General features: G+C 40.5%; 17 protein-coding genes and 1 rRNA gene. 15 read left to right on the top strand and 3 right to left on the bottom strand.

What is annotated here, in order from left to right; genetic code table 11:
- Nucleotides 1–44 precede the first annotated feature (44 nt).
- The 9 genes from BLP92_RS06700 (at nucleotide 45) to BLP92_RS06660 (ending at nucleotide 9,493) form a co-directional block, all read left to right on the top strand.
- The gene (locus BLP92_RS06700; RefSeq protein WP_090841872.1) at nucleotides 45–1,658 is read left to right on the top strand and encodes a gamma-glutamyltransferase family protein; all 1,614 of its coding nucleotides are present in this window, start codon (nucleotides 45–47) and stop codon (nucleotides 1,656–1,658) included.
- A 281-nt stretch (nucleotides 1,659–1,939) separates the two neighbouring features.
- Nucleotides 1,940–2,494: a chromate transporter gene (locus tag BLP92_RS06695; RefSeq protein WP_090841870.1), complete on the top strand. Its 555-nt coding sequence runs from the start codon at nucleotides 1,940–1,942 to the stop codon at nucleotides 2,492–2,494.
- A complete protein-coding gene (locus BLP92_RS06690) occupies nucleotides 2,491–3,021 on the top strand; it encodes a chromate transporter (protein ID WP_090841868.1) in 531 nt (176 codons plus the stop codon). Before BLP92_RS06695 ends, BLP92_RS06690 begins: the two co-directional genes overlap by 4 nt.
- A gap of 250 nt (nucleotides 3,022–3,271) precedes the next feature.
- Entirely contained in the window at nucleotides 3,272–4,018 is a 747-nt protein-coding gene (gene fabL / locus BLP92_RS06685; RefSeq protein WP_090841866.1) for an enoyl-[acyl-carrier-protein] reductase FabL, read from the top strand.
- Between the two features lie 152 nt (nucleotides 4,019–4,170).
- Nucleotides 4,171–4,635: a DUF3939 domain-containing protein gene (locus BLP92_RS06680; protein ID WP_090841864.1), complete on the top strand. Its 465-nt coding sequence runs from the start codon at nucleotides 4,171–4,173 to the stop codon at nucleotides 4,633–4,635.
- Between the two features lie 17 nt (nucleotides 4,636–4,652).
- Nucleotides 4,653–5,180 carry a nucleoside tri-diphosphate phosphatase gene (gene ntdP / locus BLP92_RS06675; protein ID WP_090841862.1) on the top strand — a complete coding sequence of 176 codons (528 nt, stop codon included), beginning with the start codon at nucleotides 4,653–4,655 and terminating at the stop codon, nucleotides 5,178–5,180.
- 89 nt (nucleotides 5,181–5,269) lie between these two features.
- The gene (locus BLP92_RS06670; protein ID WP_090841860.1) at nucleotides 5,270–7,009 is read left to right on the top strand and encodes an ABC transporter ATP-binding protein; all 1,740 of its coding nucleotides are present in this window, start codon (nucleotides 5,270–5,272) and stop codon (nucleotides 7,007–7,009) included.
- 341 nt (nucleotides 7,010–7,350) lie between these two features.
- Nucleotides 7,351–8,253 carry an ABC transporter ATP-binding protein gene (locus tag BLP92_RS06665; RefSeq protein WP_090841858.1) on the top strand — a complete coding sequence of 301 codons (903 nt, stop codon included), beginning with the start codon at nucleotides 7,351–7,353 and terminating at the stop codon, nucleotides 8,251–8,253.
- A complete protein-coding gene (locus BLP92_RS06660; RefSeq protein WP_090841856.1) occupies nucleotides 8,246–9,493 on the top strand; it encodes an ABC transporter permease in 1,248 nt (415 codons plus the stop codon). The genes BLP92_RS06665 and BLP92_RS06660 overlap by 8 nt, the downstream gene beginning before the upstream one ends.
- 718 nt (nucleotides 9,494–10,211) lie before the next feature.
- Here the strand turns inward: BLP92_RS06660 and BLP92_RS06655 are convergent.
- Together BLP92_RS06655 and BLP92_RS06645 are read right to left on the bottom strand one after the other, a co-directional pair.
- Nucleotides 10,212–11,291: an FUSC family protein gene (locus BLP92_RS06655; RefSeq protein WP_090842369.1), complete on the bottom strand. Its 1,080-nt coding sequence runs from the start codon at nucleotides 11,289–11,291 to the stop codon at nucleotides 10,212–10,214.
- 280 nt (nucleotides 11,292–11,571) lie between these two features.
- Nucleotides 11,572–12,861: a glutamate-1-semialdehyde 2,1-aminomutase gene (locus tag BLP92_RS06645; RefSeq protein WP_090841852.1), complete on the bottom strand. Its 1,290-nt coding sequence runs from the start codon at nucleotides 12,859–12,861 to the stop codon at nucleotides 11,572–11,574.
- 305 nt (nucleotides 12,862–13,166) lie between these two features.
- Between BLP92_RS06645 and BLP92_RS06640 the strand changes: the two genes are divergently transcribed.
- The 4 genes from BLP92_RS06640 (at nucleotide 13,167) to BLP92_RS06625 (ending at nucleotide 15,470) form a co-directional block, all read left to right on the top strand.
- On the top strand, nucleotides 13,167–13,595 hold the full coding sequence (locus BLP92_RS06640) for a hypothetical protein (RefSeq protein WP_090841850.1): 429 nt from the start codon (nucleotides 13,167–13,169) through the stop codon (nucleotides 13,593–13,595).
- 24 nt (nucleotides 13,596–13,619) lie between these two features.
- Nucleotides 13,620–14,570 (top strand): D-2-hydroxyacid dehydrogenase, encoded by a 951-nt coding sequence (locus tag BLP92_RS06635; RefSeq protein ID WP_244516697.1) that lies wholly within the window; start codon nucleotides 13,620–13,622, stop codon nucleotides 14,568–14,570.
- Between the two features lie 16 nt (nucleotides 14,571–14,586).
- The gene (locus tag BLP92_RS06630) at nucleotides 14,587–14,886 is read left to right on the top strand and encodes a cyclic-di-AMP receptor (RefSeq protein ID WP_090841847.1); all 300 of its coding nucleotides are present in this window, start codon (nucleotides 14,587–14,589) and stop codon (nucleotides 14,884–14,886) included.
- A gap of 203 nt (nucleotides 14,887–15,089) precedes the next feature.
- On the top strand, nucleotides 15,090–15,470 hold the full coding sequence (locus tag BLP92_RS06625; protein ID WP_425284441.1) for a Fur family transcriptional regulator: 381 nt from the start codon (nucleotides 15,090–15,092) through the stop codon (nucleotides 15,468–15,470).
- A 66-nt stretch (nucleotides 15,471–15,536) separates the two neighbouring features.
- Here BLP92_RS06625 and BLP92_RS06620 read toward each other — a convergent pair whose 3' ends face one another.
- Entirely contained in the window at nucleotides 15,537–15,899 is a 363-nt protein-coding gene (locus BLP92_RS06620) for a YgzB family protein (protein WP_090842365.1), read from the bottom strand.
- Nucleotides 15,900–16,286: 387 nt separating this feature from the next.
- On the opposite strand from BLP92_RS06620, the gene BLP92_RS06615 reads away from it, so the two are divergent.
- Both BLP92_RS06615 and BLP92_RS06610 read left to right on the top strand, forming a co-directional pair.
- A complete protein-coding gene (locus BLP92_RS06615; protein ID WP_090841844.1) occupies nucleotides 16,287–17,177 on the top strand; it encodes a nucleotidyltransferase-like protein in 891 nt (296 codons plus the stop codon).
- Between the two features lie 1,202 nt (nucleotides 17,178–18,379).
- Nucleotides 18,380–18,532 (top strand): 16S ribosomal RNA (locus BLP92_RS06610); the annotation flags it as partial.

Below are 18,532 nucleotides of genomic sequence, written 5' to 3'. Positions count from 1 at the left end.
TGTTACACTAAACTAAAAATTACTGCAAAGGATGATTAGTTTATATGGACCATCAGAGTGCAATGAATTATCCGTATACCTCACAAAGAAATGTAACGTACAGCAAAAATGGAATGGTAGCCACGTCCCAGCCCCTGGCTGCCCAGGCAGGAATAGATATCATGAAGCAAGGAGGAAATGCAATTGATGCAGCGATTGCCACAGCCGCAGCCCTCACCGTGGTGGAACCCACGTCAAATGGTATCGGCAGTGATGCTTTTGCGCTTGTTTGGGTAAATAACAAGCTGCACGGCTTAAACGCAAGCGGTCCTGCTCCTGCTTCGCTATCGATAGATGCGTTAAAAGAAAAAGGAATCAAAGAAATTCCTAAGTTCGGTTTCACTCCTGTCACGGTTCCCGGAACGCCGGCAGCCTGGGCTGAGCTTTCTCAAAAATTCGGAAAGTTATCTTTAAAAGAAGCATTAGCGCCTGCAATTCAATATGCAAGAGAAGGATTCCCCTTAACTCCCACACTCGCATATTTCTGGGAAAAAGCTGCGAAAGTTTTTAAACAAACGCTGACCGGGGAAGAGTTCCAGCACTGGTTCGAAACATTTGCGCCAAACGGCAAGGTGCCTTCTGTAGGAGAACTCTGGAAGTCGGAAGACCACGCACAGACATTGGAGGAAATCGGGGATACAAATGGAACTTCCTTTTACGAGGGAAAGATTGCAGATAAAATTGACGCTTTTTCAAAAAAATATGATGGGTATATAAGAAAAGAGGATTTAGCATCTTTCAAGCCCGAGTGGGTGGATCCTATCTCTGTAAATTATAAAGGATATGACGTGTGGGAAATTCCCCCAAATGGACAAGGCCTTGTTGCATTAATGGCGTTGAATACGTTGAAAGACGACACGTTTTCTTCCCGGGAAAATGACGATACATATCATAAGCAGATTGAAGCGATAAAGTTAGCATTTGCAGACGGAGAAAAGTATATTACCGAGAAAAAGCATATGTCCCAGCAGGTGAAAGATATGCTGAGTGACGCTTATGGGAAGAAAAGAAGAGCCGAAATTGGAGAAGATGCGCTGATTCCTGAAGCGGGGGACCCAGCTTCTTCAGGCACGGTATACCTTGCAGCAGCGGATGGAGAAGGAAACATGGTTTCATTTATTCAAAGTAATTATATAGGTTTTGGGTCCGGTCTGGTCGTGCCGGATACGGGTATTGCTCTTCAAAACAGAGGGCATAATTTCAGTATGGATCCTTCCCACGATAATGCACTGGCACCAGGGAAAAGAACATATCACACAATAATTCCCGGTTTTTTGACGAAAGGCAATGAAGCGGTTGGTCCTTTTGGAGTAATGGGAGGCTTTATGCAGCCGCAGGGGCATCTTCAGGTAGTAATGAATTCAATTGATTTTGGGATGAATCCGCAGTCAGCTTTAGATGCACCACGCTGGCAGTGGATGAAAGGAATGCAGGTGCTGCTGGAGCAAGAGGTACCAAATCATATTGCCATGGCACTTACCCGCAGAGGGCATAACATCCAGGTAACACACGAGGCAGGTCATTTCGGCCGCGGGCAGATTATCTGGCGGGACCCTCATACCGGAGTCCTGGCTGGGGGAACAGAGCCAAGAGCTGATGGTGCTGTGGCGGTATATTAATTAAGTATAATGTTTTTGAAGATGAATGTTCTTATGAAGCGTCTTTTCCTGTATATTGGAAAGGGCGTTTTCTTTTAATGTTTAAAATACTGGGCATCTTTCTTAAGCAAGCAGGATTTAATCTAAATATGGAAGCTGTTCTAAATGGCGAGTGATTCTTGTTTGATCAGTTGTTTTTTAGTGAAGTCCAGCGGGTAGACAGAATGTATATAGATAAAATACTCAATATCGTACTTTGTTATTAAACGAATAAAGGATAAATTAAGAAGGGAGGGGTGATAATGAAGACACATTATGACATATTTTGGGCATTTATGCGTGTCGGTATGCTTGGTTTTGGAGGTGGACCGGCAGCTATTCCCCTGGTTCAAAAGGAAGCGGTAGATACATATAAATGGTTAACAGATGAAGAATTTTCAGATATTCTGGCGATAGGAAATACACTTCCAGGACCAATTATTACTAAGATGGCAGGATATATAGGGTATCGAGTAGCAGGTGTGCTTGGTCTTATCAATGCAATCGTTGCCTCGATTGTCCCTACAGTAATTTTAATGATTATTTTTCTTGTTTCTCTTTCAGCTTTTCGTGAATATGCCTGGGTACAGGGAATGACCCAGGGCGTCCTGCCTGTAGTAGCTGTAATGCTCGGTATGCTTACCTGGGGATTTATTAAAAAATCAAAACAGGATCTCGGGTGGTCCTACGTAATTTTTCTTCTTATAATTTCCATTGCATTCATTGAATTTTTAAACATTCACCCTGCCATTCTTATTGCTGCACTGATTATTTTTGTATTTTTAAAGCCTCAGCCGAAAGAGGAGGAGCCTATATGATCTATTGGGAAATATTCCTAGCTTTTTTCATTCCGGGAATTGTCGGTTACGGGGGCGGTCCGGCAACTATTCCTCTCATTGAATATGAGGTTGTCCATCGGTATGATTGGATGAGTATTGAAGAATTCGGAGAAGTGTTAGCGCTTGGAAATGCGCTGCCCGGACCAATAGCAACTAAAATGGCCGGCTATATAGGATTTGTGGAAGGCGGAGTTCTGGGAGCATTTGTTGCACTTTTTGCCACTGTCGCACCTTCCTTGATTCTGATGATCGTATTGTTAAGTATATTACTTAGATTTAAGGATTCTCCGAAGGTTAAAAAACTATCTTCTATTGTAAGACCTACTATAGCAGTACTTTTAGGAGTAATGACGCTTCGTTTTATGACGGTTTCTTATGACGACAGCGGCATTATGCAGACTATTTTCTTACTGGGCCTCAGTTATTACTTGCTTGAAATACGAAAAATTCATCCGGCGTTTGTGATTGCCGGAGCGTTACTGTACGGCGCTTTATTTTTGTCATAGATAGAGTGAAGCTGCATCGGAGTCTCCTATAATAACAGCGAAATATATCAAAAAACTTACCTGCAGAAAAAGCTGCTCCTTAAAAGATGAAAATAAGCTCTGCTGTACATCGATGGGTGCAGTACTTTGAGAGAAATCAGGCGGAAACAAGCCCCAGGCAGGCTTATCCCAAAGCGCGGCCCGTTATCATTTCTTTTAAACAAAATTTACATTTTCAAAACAGCCAAATCTAAAATCGGAGGAATATAAGATGGAAAAAAATAAAGTTGCATTAATTACTGGAAGCAGCCGGGGAATAGGAAAAGAAATTGCGTTGACGCTGGCAAAAGAGGGATACGATATTGTTATTAACTATGCGCGCAGCAAAACGAAAGCGCTCGATACGGTAGAAGAAATTAAAGCACTGGGCCAGGACGCGATCGCTGTAAAAGCTAATATTGCAAAAAAAGAAAAGCTGGAAGCTATGTTTCAGGAAATAGATGAACATTTCGGCAGACTGGATGTACTGATAAACAACGCTGCTTCAGGAGTATTAAGACCCTTAATGGAACTGGAGGAAAGTCACTGGGACTGGACAATGGATATCAACAATAAAGCGATGCTGTTTACCTCCCAGCTGGCTGCAGCCCGAATGGAAAGCGGAGGGGCGATTGTCAGTTTAAGCTCACTTGGAGCCATCAGATATCTCCCGAATTATACAACAGTAGGAGTTTCCAAAGCTGCAGTAGAAGCTTTAACAAGATACATGGCGGTAGAACTTGCCCCTAAGGGGATCCGGGTTAATGCAGTTTCTGGAGGTGCGGTAGATACTGATGCACTGACACATTTTCCAAACCGGGAAGAGCTGCTGAGCGATGCAGCCGAACGGACACCTGCGGGAAGAATTACACAGCCGGAGGATCTCGCAAAAGCAGTGCGGTTTTTGGTCTCGGAAGATGCTGATATGATAAGGGGCCAGACGATTATTGTAGATGGTGGAATTTCACTGCTGGCATAATACAATTTCCCTCTATAAGAGTGGTTCAGAAGTCTCCCGTGTACATTAAGCAAAAGAATAGTATAATAGATGATGAGAAAGCACAGATAAATTTATATTTCGCTGTTGGCAATCGGGTGACAAAAGTCTTTTGTACAAGGGGGAAGAACCAGATGTTCGGACGAAAAAGAAAGGGGAATCCGGAAAAAGATCAGGAAAACAAGGAACCGGATATCATTGAATGCTCAATTGATGACGTTCGCGGGGCAGTAAGCCTGTTTATGAAGGATGCGGATGACAGACTGTCATTAAGAGCTATCATTAACGCGGATAATAAAATTGATTTTTCTTTTCTCCACGACTACTTAGGTGGAGTTCCGGACAGACCTTTCTATATGTCAAAAGAAACATTTGACATATTCGCAGATCCGGATTTTGCGAGACACATTGATCGTGCGCAGATAGCATGTGACCAATATTTTCTGGAAAAGGGTGAGCATCCGGTAGCCCCGGGAGACAGTTCCGGGAAAATTAATTATTTTAAATTAAAAAATTATTTAAAGGAAGAACCCCCATTTGACTTATTTCTTCATCCGGAAGACCGGATGGTTACACACCGAAAGCCGGCGGAAAAGTAAAGGAAAGGAGATGTCATGTGGATTTTCCGACGGTAGGAAGCACTATTGAAGTGCAAAGCTATAAACATAACGGCAGTCTCCACCGTGTGTGGGAAGAGACGGTTATTTTGAAAGGAACCACGCAGGAAGTCATCGGAGGCAATGATCGTATATTAGTTCAGGAGTCTGACGGCAGGCATTGGCGCACAAGAGAGCCGGCTATCTGCTATTTTACGGCGAACAGCTGGTTTAACGTAATAGGAATGATTCGTAACGACGGTATTTATTATTACTGTAATCTTGGAACGCCCTTTACCTACGACTCCGAAGCTTTAAAATATATTGATTACGACCTCGATATAAAGGTTTTTCCAGATATGACCTACAAACTTTTAGATGAAGATGAATTTGCGCTTCATAAAAAACAAATGAACTATCCGGCAGAAGTGGAAATTATTTTAAGGAAAGCTGTAGATGAACTTATTTCATGGATCAGCTCCCAAAAGGGACCATTTGAGCCAGGATTCATTGAGTACTGGTATGAACGTTTCTTACAGCATCGATAAAAAGTGATGAAAAGAGATGTCTCAGAAAAGTCGTTTTACCGGCTTTTTAAGACATCTCTTTTCTCATGCAGTATAAAGGAGGGATAAAAATGGAAAGTATGAAGCGGTATTTAAAATTTGTGAAACCTTATTGGAAGCAGATATTAATCACTGTTTTCATCGGAATGCTGAAGTTCGGTATCCCTCTCCTGATACCTTTAATATTACGTTATGTAATAGATGATGTTATTGGGGGAGAGAATCTGACAACGGCAGAACAGATGAATATGCTTTTCTGGGTTATGGGAGGGGCATTTTTCATTTTTATTTTCCTGCGTCCTCCGATTGAATACTACAGACAGTATTTTGCGCAGTGGACAGGAAATAAAATTTTATATGATATCCGGGAGCAGCTGTTTACCCACTTACAAAAGCTGAGCCTGAGTTTTTATGCGAATAGAAAAGCAGGAGAAGTAATTTCCCGTGTAATTAATGATGTAGAGCAGACAAAAAATTTCATTATGACCGGAATGATGAATATATGGATCGATTCCTTTACGATCATCGTAACAATTATCATTCTGTATACAATGGACCCGTGGCTGACTTTAGCAGCTGTTGTGCTGCTTCCTTTTTACGGATTTTCCATTAAGTTCTTTTTTGCAAAACTTCGGGATTTAACAAGAAAACGGTCACAGGCGCTTGCGGATGTACAGGGACATTTGCATGAAAGGCTGCAGGGAATCAGTGTAATTAAAAGCTTTGCGTTGGAAAACCATGAACAAAAGCAGTTTAACGATCAAAACGATAATTTTTTAAATAGAGCGATCGATCATACACGCTGGAATGCGAAAACTTTTGCAGTAGTAAATACTATTACAGACCTGGCACCGCTGATTGTTATTTTTGCTGCGGCGGTAATGGTAATTCAAGCTGATCTGACAGTGGGAACGATGGTAGCATTTGCTACGTATATGGAAAGACTCTACAGTCCGCTGCGGCGTCTGGTGAATTCCTCTACACAGCTTGTACAGTCCATCGCTTCTATGGACCGTGTATTTGAACTAATTGACGAAAATTATGACATTACCGACAGAAAAGACGCTGTTCCATATACGTTTGGTGAAGGAGAAGTCGAATTTGACCGGGTGTCCTTCTCATACGAAAATGAAGAAGTCCTGCATGACGTAAGTTTCCGTGCCTACAGCGGAGAAACTGTGGCAGTTGTAGGTATGAGCGGCGGGGGGAAAAGTACCATAATGAGTCTGATCCCCCGCTTTTACGAAGTGAATGAGGGCGCACTGAAAGTAGACGGTAAAGATGTGCGTGATTATCAGGTGCGTTCGCTTCGGGACAGAATTGGAATGGTGCTGCAGGATAATATCATATTCAGCGACTCCATCATGTTTAACATTAAAATGGGGAAACCGGAAGCAACAAAGGAAGAAGTTTATGAAGCGGCAAAAGCTGCTAATGCGCATGACTTTATTTCAGAGCTGCCGGAAGGATATGAAACGAAAGTAGGAGAGCGGGGAGTAAAACTTTCAGGTGGTCAAAAGCAGAGAATTGCGATTGCCAGAGTATTTTTGAAAAATCCGAGAATTCTTATTTTTGACGAAGCAACGAGTGCGCTGGATCTTGAAAGTGAGAAGCTGATTCAGGAATCAATTGAACGGCTTGCGCAAAACAGAACGACTTTTATCGTAGCACACCGGTTATCAACAGTGACGCATGCAGATAAAATTATCGTTATGGAAAATGGGAAAATCGCTGAAATTGGTTCACATAGTGAATTAATGCAGCGGGAAGGAAAGTATAAGCAGTTATTCAGCATTCAAAAATTAAGCTGATCCGGAAATGTTATTAAAAATAATATTTCGTCCGCCTGAGGACTGTCTTCGATTTTTCGAAGGCAGTTTCTTTTTTATGTTCCAAAGTATGATTTGTAAAATACCAAAATTAGATATTATATCTCCTGGGACTCGTCAGATCCCGTTTTTAAAAACTGTAATAGTTTATCGAGCTGGTGAACCACAATAAACAGAAGTCTTATTGCTCTGCTGTTTTTGGTGTGCTACTGTAAATATATAGGAATTAATTAAAGGTTACTTAAAGAATAGCCTGTTGTATCTGACTTGTACATAAATGATTAAGAACATTAGATGAAAATTTTGAAGGAGCGAACTGCAAAATGACACTGGAACTGGAAAATCTGCATAAAAAATTTGGCGAACATACAGCAGTCAAAGGAATAAATTTGTCTGTAAAGGAAGGACAGATGTTTGGAATGCTTGGTTCGAATGGAGCCGGCAAAACTACAACTTTCCGAATGATCCTCGGACTGCTTGACCCTACCTCCGGAAGTGCGGCCTGGAACGGAGCCCGCATAGATTACAGCAGAACACACCTGATTGGCTATCTGCCTGAAGAAAGAGGACTTTATCCCAAGCTTACTGTGAAAGATCAGCTCATATATTTAATGAAACTGAATAAAATGAAAAAACCGGATATTATTGTGGAATTACGCAAATGGCTGGAACGTTTTCAAATTGAATCATATGAAAACAAAAAAGTAGAAGAATTATCAAAAGGGAACCAGCAGAAAATCCAATTTATGGCCGCGGTGCTCCATAAACCTGAGCTGCTTATATTAGACGAACCCTTCAGCGGCCTCGATCCTGTAAATTCCGATATGCTGAAAAAAGCAGTACTGGATCTGCAGAAGCAGGGCACTACGATCGTTTTTTCAAGTCATCAAATGAGAAATGTAGAAGAATTATGCGATGACTTAATTATGTTAAAGCATGGGGAGGCACTGCTGCAAGGGAACTTAAAGGACATCAAGCGTTCCTACGGAATGAAAAGTGTAAAAATTAAGGCCGATTTTGACCTGCAGTTTTTAGAGAATATTCCGGGAGTTCTAGATTTACATAACTCGAAAGTTGAAACAGATATAAAAGTAGAAAGCGAAGAAATCGCAGAGGTGATTTTTCGGGAAGCAGCAGAAAAAGGATTCCTTCGTAAATTTGAAGTTGAAGAGCCATCACTTCATGACATTTTCATAGATCAGGCAGGAGGTGAATCAAATGAGTAATTTCTGGACGACTTTCAGCCATACGGTGGTAAAAAGAATAAAATCCAGGTCCTTTGCAATTTCAACGGCGATTATGGCAGTGCTGATCATCGGTATTTTTAATATTCCTACACTAATAGATACATTTAGTGGAGATGATTCAGAAGATGCTGGAGGAGACCGCATCATTTATGTACTGGATGAAACTGAATTCAATGGAGCATTAGCGGAAGAGCTGGAACAAATAAATCCAATTTACGAGAACCGTTCTGGAGATACTATCGAAACGCTGCAGGAAATAGAAGAGGAAAGCAGTACATATATACTTCAGCTATCAGGCAGTGCAGCCTCTGCTGAAGCAGTACTTTCCGGAGAAGACCCAGGCATGGCGCTTACAAGCCAGGTGCAGGAAGAAGTGGAGGCTGCTAAGATGTCAACGGCAGCGGGGCAGCTGGGTTTATCTGACCAGGAAGTAAATGAGTTAGCAGCTCCGGTCACTTTTTCTACTGAAATTACTGCAGAAGCAGGTGCTGAGCCGGAAGAAGCTTTTTCTTCTTCCTACTGGATGGTGTACGGACTGGTCTTCGCAATTTATCTTATTGTGATTACTTTTGGTTCGATGATTGCCACCGAAGTTGCTACGGAAAAGTCTTCCCGGGTAATGGAGCTGATCGTATCCAGTATAAGCCCTGTCACACAGATGTTTGGTAAACTTCTTGGAATTGGTGCAGCCGGAGCATTGAACCTGCTAATTTTAGTAGCAGCAGTAGCAGTTGGAGCATTTATGAGCGGAGAAGAGGTTTTCAACTTTATTTTTACTGAAGTCATTGAAGTTTCTTTAATTCTTTACGCGCTGTTATTTATTTTCCTGGGATACTTTGTGTATGGGGGAATGGCAGCAATGGTCGGTGCTCTGGTAAGCAGAGCAGAAGAAGTAAATCAGGCGATTCAGCCGCTTATTTTCTTAGCGATGATTGCTTTTTTCTTGTCGATCGTTGCACTAAACGCGCCTGAGCTTACTGTATTCCGCGTTCTATCCTATATCCCATTTTTCACTCCGCAGCTTTTATTCCTTAGAATCGGAATGGGAACAGTGCCTGTTTGGGAAATATGGGTGATTATTTCTATTTTAATTGTCAGCGCTGTACTTATTAACCTCCTTGCTGCACGCGTTTATAAAGGCGGGGTACTGATGTACGGGAAATTTTCCTTTAAAAATGGAATTAAACAAGCGCTGCGGCTTTCTAAAAAAGAAGCTTAAACAGTATCTTTTCATCTCAGTTATACTGCATTGTTTATATAACTTATAAAGTCTACGCCCCTAAGCTTCCACAGGTAAGAAGAAGTTAAATCCATAGTTAAAGATGTTCGATATTCAATACTCATTGGAAAGAGCTGTAAACATAGTGTTTACAGCTCTTTCCAGAGTGTTTATAAAGTAAGAAATTTTGTATATTTATGATTTGCTGTGGATGGGTTCTCCTCCGCTTTCCGGCGGAAGCTTGCCGACCGGTCTTCAGCTATTTTCAATGCCTGCCGGATACAACCAAATAAGAAGAGCATGTGTCCACGCAGCCACATCCATCTCGGAAAAAGCATACGAGATGAATGCAAAACCCTGGCTGGCTTCCCTCATGTTTTAAGAGAATGTCCAGAAAAATCGTTGGGGCATTCTCTCACAGACTGCGCTTGAATCCCGCTGTCACCGCCGGGCGCTATGGAGAAAAGTTATTTCCGAAGAAAAAGTGTTCGTATCTCTGCGGTTTCGTATAAAAATCATTGCCTCTCTTAATTATGCTGCAGTCGCAAAAGGTCGACTCCGGGAGGATTTAGGACGATTCGAAGATCCACCTGCCGGAGGCAGGTTAGCTGAGAGAGTTCCCTCCGGAAAGCGTACCTTCGAAGACAAAGCATAAAAGCGCATACTTATACAGAAAAAATATTTTTCAACAGCCTGGAAAGAGCTGTAAACATAGCGTTTACAGCTCTTTCTTATCGATATCAACTTCATTATCTTCGGTGTGAAAGGTAAAGAATCCATCTACCAGTCTGTCCATGTGTTCCAGTTCCTCCGAGTATTCAATAACAAGAGCAATGACCGGGAGGAAGTGAATCCAGGCCTCATAATCAAACTCTTTATCTGATTGATAAGTCATAAATATCTGCACTAATTTCTTTTTTCCATCCATCACTTCATCATAATATTCAGAGGTAGAGTGAGCTCTTACTTTACCTGCATACTTCAAAATGACACGTTCATGATAATTCGTTAAATCATCCAGCTGGTGACGAATTATTTCCTCTATTTCATTCGGAAGCTGATGCGTAACATGGTCGTGCTTTGCGAGGCTTTTTAAAATATCTTCTGCCTTTCTTGTTGCACGGATCATCTGGCGGAACAAAACAATTTTTCTCATTCTTGAATATTCCGATCTTCGGAAAATGCTGCGCTCCTCTTTGTAAAGCGTATAGAGGGTCTCCAGCTTTACAATGGAAGAACGTATTTTATTCTGATCTTCTTTGAGTGTTCCATAATCTATTTCATGATGAAGGATTAAACGGATCCACTGAATAATTTCTTCGTTTATTCCGGATACTTTGTGGTAAAGCTGATTTTCATGTTTCGGCGGGAGAAACACCATATTTACTGCAAATGCAGAAAATACTCCAACCATGATTAATATAAATCTGTCAGCAGCAAAGTTAAAGAAGTCATCTGAGGGGCTTCCCATAATAAGTATTGCTGTCACCACTGCCAGCGGAATAATGGCTTCTTTTTTCCACCTGATATGAATTGCAATGATAAGCAGCACTACTGCTCCGATCACAAAAGGTTCCGCGCCAAATGCCAGTACAAACGTAATCGCAAGAACAGCACTAATGATATTTGCCTGTATTTGATCCCAGATTAAAGTTAAACTTTTGTATACAGAAGGCTGTACTGTGAAAAAGGCAGCTAACCCTGCAAAGGCCGGGGTTTCAAAATTCAGCCACATTGCTACATAGAGGGCAAATGTAACCGATAACCCAGTTTTAAATATTCGGGCTCCAAGCCTCATGATAAATAATGTTCCTTTCTTCATTTAAAATTATTTTATTTGGTAAGAGTCTCCATGTATAATACACCTCTTAACCCTCTATTTCAAGGAGATAAAAAATTTAAAAAATATGATCAGAAAAGTGAAATTTTTTATAGTTTTCATAGAATCGCTTTCATTGTTAAGACAGCTGAATTCATATTTTCAGATGTATTATTAATACAGGAGGAAAAGCAATTCTGCGGCCAGATAAAGATTAAATAAAAAAACCTCCGCAGCTGTGCGGAGGAAATGGAAGGAATTAAAGACCTTCGGAGAAAACCTGTTCAATCTGTTCGATTGTATAATCAATATCCTCATCTGTATGAGCAATTGTAAGAAAAAGTGCTTCGAATTTAGAAGGAGCCAGATTGATCCCTCGTTGAAGAAGTTTTTTGAAAAAAGAGGCGAACAATTCTGTGCTGCTCGCTTCCGCGTCAGCAAAATTCTTAACTTCTTTAACGTCAAAAAATACTGTCAGTGCTCCGTGAAGACGGTTAACAATAGCCGGTATTTCATATTTGTCAGCTGCTTTTACAATTCCTTCTTCCAGTTTCTGTCCAAGCCGGTCCAGTTCCTGGTATGTTTCTTTTTGCTGAAGTACTTCCAGGCAGGCAATTCCTGCACGAATCGAAGCCGGATTTCCAGCCATAGTCCCTGCCTGATACGCCGGTCCAAGAGGGGAGATTTGTTCCATTATATCTTTTCTTCCACCATAGGCTCCAATTGGAAGCCCACCGCCGATGATTTTGCCCATTGCGGTAAGATCAGGTTTTATCTGCAGTAAATCCTGCGCTCCGCCATACATGAATCGAAAAGCAGTAATTACTTCGTCATAAATCACCAGTGAGCCATTTGCATGTGTTAAATCATTAACAGCTTCTAAAAATCCCGGTTCCGGTTCTACAATACCGAAGTTCCCAACGATAGGCTCCAGCATAACGGCAGCGATCTCATCATGAAAATGTCCGATTGCTTTTTCCAGAGAATCTAGGTCGTTAAAGGGAACCGTAATTACTTCTTCTGCTATGTTTTTCGTTACTCCAGCAGAATCAGGGTTTCCTGTGGTTGAGGGACCAGATCCGGCTGCAACGAGTACTAAATCAGAATGTCCGTGATAACAGCCTGCAAATTTAATGATTTTATTTCTGCCTGTATAAGCTCTGGCTACCCGTATCGTAGTCATCACTGCTTCCGTACCGGAGTTAACGAATCGAACACGCTCAAGTGCCGGCATAGCATCCTGAAGCATGGCAGCAAATTTATTTTCGTAAACCGTAGGGGTGCCGTAAAGAACGCCGTCAGCTGCTGCATCCTGAATCGCTTTAGTTACGTGAGGGTGCGCGTGTCCTGTAATTATCGGTCCGTATGCTGCTAAATAGTCAATATATTTATTTCCGTCCACATCCCAGAAGTAAGCGCCCTCCGCTTTTTCCATAAATACAGGTGTGCCTCCGCCAACACCTTTATATGCTCGGGAAGGACTGTTTACGCCTCCCAGAATCACTTCATTTGCTTCTTTGTATAACTGTTCAGATTTTGTAAATTCCATATAGAAAACTCCTTTTAATTAACTTAATACAAGACTGGAATATGTTACTGGAAACTTTGCCAGCCTGAGTATTTTAGATAAATTGTATCACAGCTCCCAATAAATAAATTAATATCGGCAGCTGATTTGTAAATTTTACAAGTGATAATTTCAGTTGATCACCTCAAAATGAAAGTTTTTTAAGAGGCAGATTTACAGGGACTGTTAATTATTGTGTATATGCATATTTATTATATGCAGCTAATGAAAAAACCTGAAATATTGCTGTTTGTCTGATAATATAGTGGTAGAAGGGTGGGATTTGCTTGAAGCAGTTTCTTCCATTTATATTAATTATTCTCCTGGTTGGAGCAGTAATGTATTTTATGCAGGATGATTATGAGGGTCCTTTCAATCCTGAATACAGGAGTTCAAGTTCAGATGACTTCTGGAATGCAGTATTGTACGTGGACGAAGATAATGACGAATATAAGATCGGCGTCAGACTGGAACATAATGAGGAAACTATTAATCCTGAAGATATAGAGGCCATAGAGTTTTTTGTAGACAGCTCTACCATTGGCTTTTTCTATCAGGAACTGGAGCTTGCTGATTTTGATGGGACTGTAGATTATTCTGAAGAATGCCTTCCCTGTGCTAATCTAAATCAAATAGAAGCCCGGGTTCTTGTGAATTGGCGGGGAGAGGAAAGCAGATCCGCGCAGTATCAGTTCAGTCTGAATTTAGACGATTAAAAGCAGTTGAAAGGTGAGGAAAAAGTGATAGTAGTATCTACTGGAAACATTGCATATAGCATTACTAAAAATTTCACAGAAAAGTTCAGCGATGTGGATTTTCGATGGTATAAAAATATAGAAGAAGCAGAAGAGTCTCTATATGAAGCTGAGGCAATTATTACTTATGGAGAAGATCTGACGGAAGATCATATTTATAAAGCGGAAAATCTGCGCTGGATCATGGTTGTCTCAGCGGGAATGGATGAAATGCCGTTTCAGGCAATAGCAGAAAAGCATATTCTTGTTACAAATGCGCGCGGCATACATGCTGTGCCGATGGGAGAATATGCAATTCATATGATGCTTCATACTGCCCGGCAGATGCAGGTAGTGCAGGAACAGGAAAAAGAACATAAATGGGATCGTTCCCCTGTAATGACAGAGCTGCACGGAAAGACGCTGGCCGTCATCGGTGCAGGAGCTATCGGTGCTGAAGTTGCAAGGCTCTCCAACGCGTTTCACATGTATACAATTGGTGTAAATAAATCTGGAAGAAATGTTGATCCTTTTTGCGAAATCAGCACTATTGAAAATTTACATGATGTCCTGGGGAAAGCTGATTTTGTGGTTTCGGTCCTTCCAAAAATGAAAGCAACTAACAATATTTTTTCCCGGGATGCTTTTAAAAGTATGAACAGTGAAGCTGTCTTCATTAATATGGGCAGAGGAAATGTAGTGGATGAGCAAGCTCTCCTCAGGGCGCTGGATGTTCAGGAGCTTAAACATGCGGTACTGGATGTGTTTAATGAAGAACCACTGCCTCCGGAGCACCCTTTCTGGTCTCATAAGAAGATAACAGTAACACCGCATCTATCAGGTATCTCTCCTCAATATCAGCCGAGGGCAATGGAAATCTTTCATCATAACCTGCAGGTATATCGTTCAGGTAAAGGGGAATACATTAACAAAGTAGATCCATCCAAAGGTTATTAAAAAGGGGGAGAAGACCATGAAGTTAATGATATGTATCGTAGAGAATCGTTACCGGGATATTATGGAGGAAGGATTAAAAAAGGCAAACTACCGTATGACAGAGTTTTCCAGCAGCGGCGGGTTCCTTAAAAAAGGAAGTACGACCTTTTTAATCGGAGTCGCAGAAGAAGATGTGGAACAGCTGAGTCAGGAAATGAGAAGTATCTGTCTCGATTATGAAGCTAAAAGAGGAAAATCGAAAGACAGCTCACACCGATATATTTCATTTATGATAGATGTTAAGGACAGTATGCCTTTTGTCACCCAACCACACTAATTGACAGAATATGCTTGTTATCGGTATACTGTTTATAACCATTATTATATAAGAATCTCTTCTTGCTGCTAAATATCTACTATTGCCATCCCGTTAATTCACCTGCTTGAAAGAGAAGAGTCATAGAGAATAGAGAGGTGAGAACATTGGAAAATACAGAACTACGCGAAGCACTTCAATCATTAAAAAGCACAAAAGTTCGGATGACTCCGCAGAGACATGCTATTCTGGAATTTTTATTCGACTGTGAGCAGCATCCGACAGCTGACGAAATTTATAAAGCGCTTGAAGATAAGTTTCCAAACATGAGTGTGGCTACCGTTTACAATAACCTGCGTGTTTTCAAAGATGCAGGACTGGTGCGGGAATTAACCTATGGGGATTCTTCCAGCAGATTTGACAGTAATACTTCTGACCATTATCACGTTATCTGTGATGATTGCGGAAAAATTGTCGACTTCCATTATCCAGGTCTGGATGAAGTTGAAACACTAGCTAAGCATATTGCAGGTTTCAATGTACGTGATCATCGTATGGAAGTTTACGGTACATGCCCTGACTGCCAAAAAAAACTGGCGAATTAAAGCTGAGCCTTTCCGCGCAGCATTTTTATCAGCCCTTAAATATTTAAAAAGAGTAAGGAAGGAGAATTACTCCCCGTCCTTACTCTTTTTCTTTGAATTATAAGCCTGGTCAAACTCTTTTCCTTCGAGATCAGGATCCAGTGTTAATGGTTCATTACAATGCATACAGGCATCTACCCGCCCCAGCATTTTTGTAGGTTTATTGCATTCAGGACATGTAACCTGAACTGCTTTGGAAGAAAGCATTCCTATCCAGAAATAGATTACGGTACTGGCAATAATAGCGAGAAAACCGAGCAGCATAAACAAAGTCATCACTAACGGATGAGCTTGGAAAAATAAACCGACATACATAATGATAATACCGCCGAAAATTAAAACAAGAGCGAAAGTTCGTATTTTATTTATTTTACTTGTGAAGTTTAACAATAATTCATCACGCCTTTCTACCAGAATAGTATAGCATAATAAATTAAGTGAAATATATGAAAAAGTATTGAACATTTGTTACGATACAGCAGGAATTTCAATACTGCTGTCGAACATTTAAGTTAGCAGTGTTTGAGGCAGACGGTCGTAATAATGTTAGTAATGGTGTTATTTGAAAGAGAACTCAAAACTGATGCGGGCAAAACTTTTTAGCTTTCAGGCTTTATATTTACAGACTTTTGAACAAATGAAGACCTGGTATGTTTCAGCAGTATATGTTATTAACCTGCGGTACAGCAAACCGAATGAAATGCAAAGGCTTTTTAATCAGCGGGTATATCAGTACCTTAATAATTTTTACAGTTTTTAAATGAAGGGGGCTGCGCTATGGATGAATTTATGCGCGAGCTTTATCAGGATCGTACAGGAGACCCGGATACTCTTGCAGTAATTGTGGTGAAAAAGAGTGCTCTGGAAGATGCAGCCACAGATTACTTTGATGGGATACTGCTTGTTATTAAAAATGAACGAAGTAAAAACTGGGAAATAAAGCATTATGAGTATAAAGACCAAAAAGCAGCGATGCACATTGTGAATACCACACAAATTCAGCAATGGCTTTCCCAGAGTACCAATAGAAGAGCAGTTAACTGGTTAATGAACGGCAAGGTTATCTTTGACCGGAATGAGTACATGAAAAATTTTAAAGAAAGACTGATCCATTTTCCGGAAAATGAACGACAAATTCGTATAGGAATGGAATTTTCAAAGCTTGTACGCAGATTCGCAGATGGAAAGTCTCTTTATTATGAAGGGCATTATCTCGATTCCTTTAATCAAATTGTACATGCACTTCATCATCTTGCAAGGCTGGCTGTTATTGAAAGAGGATATTATCCTGAAGTTACAGTTTGGCAGCAGGTGAAACAGGTGGAGCCGGAAATTCACAAGCTATACTCTGAATTAGTAACAGGCCGGGAACCTATTGAAAAAAGATTGGAACTGCTGCTGCTGGCCAATGAATTTGAACTGGCTACTAAATTAAAATTGGGCAGCGCGCATTTATTATCGATTATGGAAGAAAAAGAAGAAGCATGGAGTGTGGAAGAACTTAAAGAGAGAGTTTCTTTTCATGATTATTCTCTGGACTTAAGCATGCTGTTGGAATTTCTTGTTAAAAAAGGACTGGTAGACATAAAGCTTGAAGAAACCAGAGGGAAAACTATTAATCACAGAAAGTATTTTGTGAATAAATTTATGCAGCATGCTGCTTTATAATAATTTCATTTATATAGAGGACTGTTATGTGATTTCTAACCTTGTTATTGAATTATTTCTTAAATAAATTTGTTAAAGGCTCTATATCGATTTATACAGTTTCTTTTTAATTAGCTGTCTTGAAAATAAAGTTTTGTTAAAAAAAGAAGTAATACCGCTGAACTTTCGAAGATACTTACCCAAGGGATGGTTCTCGATTAATTTCTCTAAAGGCACGGCTTCCATCGATCCACAGACAGCAGGACGAAGACCGCCATGATGTTTTTAAGAACCAGCATCGATTCCGCTAATTCTTCGTTATCTTACAGAAGATTACTTGTATTCTCCAACTGCGCTAGTCCTTTGGGCGTCCTCTCCTTTGTTACACAGCAGTATTAATTTTCATACTTCATGGTGCAAAAATTTTGAATGAGTGTCTCTGTTAATGTTCATCGTTTACGGGAAAAAACTTCGCTGGGAAGAGTCCGCAGCGAAGTTTTTTCCCGAGGTGGGTGAATTATTAAAGCCGGAAACATTGGTGCAGCCGTTTAAATGATCCTGAAGTCATTTTTATGGTCTTTTTAGGATGACTGTTATGCTCTTCCTAAAAAAGTGCCCTTCGGTTTATGTTTCGCTTTCCCTTTTGTGAATCTGAAGAAGAGGAAAGCTGAAGGATTTCTCCCTGACAGACGTACCTTTTTTATATCGATATCAGACTGGGCTCTTACGTAAAAAGTGAATTTGTAAGATGAATCTTCTTTTCACTAAGTTTGCGTAAGAATCTATTGACTTTATAATGAGGATTTCTGAAAAAGAGTCTATCTTAAGGGAAAGGTTCGAACCAAACTGGAGGCAGGATCGTTGCGCTGTTAAATTTTTTGTTTATAAATTTGATAAACAAGGAAATTATAAAAAAATATTATAAATCTATTGCCAACCTGAAAATTATTATGATATATTAATAATCGTCGCAAACGAGATACAACATTAACAAAGTTGATCAGCGGAATTTATTAATAAAATTTATTGACTCTATATTAAGTTAGTGATATATTAATAAAGTCGCCAAAAACGAGCGGCATTCATATTTGCTCTTTGAAAACTAAACAAAAGACGAAGAAGAAGGTAAAGAGAATGAATCATTCTCTGTCAATTTTTTTAAGCAAGCAAAGAATCTTTAGCCAGATTCAGTTTTGAACGTCAGAAGTTCAGACTTCTACCATTTATTGGAGAGTTTGATCCTGGCTCAGGACGAACGCTGGCGGCGTGCCTAATACATGCAAGTCGAGCGCAGGAAACAGGCAGAACCCTTCGGGGGGACGCCTGTGGAATGAGCGGCGGACGGGTGAGTAACACGTGGGCAACCTGCCTTCCAG

Source organism: Alkalicoccus daliensis (genome assembly GCF_900103955.1).
Lineage (GTDB): Bacteria > Bacillota > Bacilli > Bacillales > Salisediminibacteriaceae > Alkalicoccus > Alkalicoccus daliensis.
Note: the sequence above shows the minus strand (reverse complement) of the source record. Positions and strands in the feature narration are given on the sequence as shown.

What these genes read in the sequence shown, in the direction of transcription:
- BLP92_RS06700 (WP_090841872.1), top strand. Translation starts at nt 45, where the DNA reads ATGGACCATCAGAGTGCAATGAATTATCCGTATACCTCACAAAGAAAT.
- BLP92_RS06695 (WP_090841870.1), top strand. Translation starts at nt 1,940, where the DNA reads ATGAAGACACATTATGACATATTTTGGGCATTTATGCGTGTCGGTATG.
- BLP92_RS06690 (WP_090841868.1), top strand. Translation starts at nt 2,491, where the DNA reads ATGATCTATTGGGAAATATTCCTAGCTTTTTTCATTCCGGGAATTGTC.
- fabL (WP_090841866.1), top strand. Translation starts at nt 3,272, where the DNA reads ATGGAAAAAAATAAAGTTGCATTAATTACTGGAAGCAGCCGGGGAATA.
- BLP92_RS06680 (WP_090841864.1), top strand. Translation starts at nt 4,171, where the DNA reads ATGTTCGGACGAAAAAGAAAGGGGAATCCGGAAAAAGATCAGGAAAAC.
- BLP92_RS06670 (WP_090841860.1), top strand. Translation starts at nt 5,270, where the DNA reads ATGGAAAGTATGAAGCGGTATTTAAAATTTGTGAAACCTTATTGGAAG.
- BLP92_RS06665 (WP_090841858.1), top strand. Translation starts at nt 7,351, where the DNA reads ATGACACTGGAACTGGAAAATCTGCATAAAAAATTTGGCGAACATACA.
- BLP92_RS06660 (WP_090841856.1), top strand. Translation starts at nt 8,246, where the DNA reads ATGAGTAATTTCTGGACGACTTTCAGCCATACGGTGGTAAAAAGAATA.
- BLP92_RS06655 (WP_090842369.1), bottom strand. Translation starts at nt 11,291, where the DNA reads ATGAGGCTTGGAGCCCGAATATTTAAAACTGGGTTATCGGTTACATTT.
- BLP92_RS06645 (WP_090841852.1), bottom strand. Translation starts at nt 12,861, where the DNA reads ATGGAATTTACAAAATCTGAACAGTTATACAAAGAAGCAAATGAAGTG.
- BLP92_RS06630 (WP_090841847.1), top strand. Translation starts at nt 14,587, where the DNA reads ATGAAGTTAATGATATGTATCGTAGAGAATCGTTACCGGGATATTATG.
- BLP92_RS06625 (WP_425284441.1), top strand. Translation starts at nt 15,090, where the DNA reads ATGACTCCGCAGAGACATGCTATTCTGGAATTTTTATTCGACTGTGAG.
- BLP92_RS06615 (WP_090841844.1), top strand. Translation starts at nt 16,287, where the DNA reads ATGGATGAATTTATGCGCGAGCTTTATCAGGATCGTACAGGAGACCCG.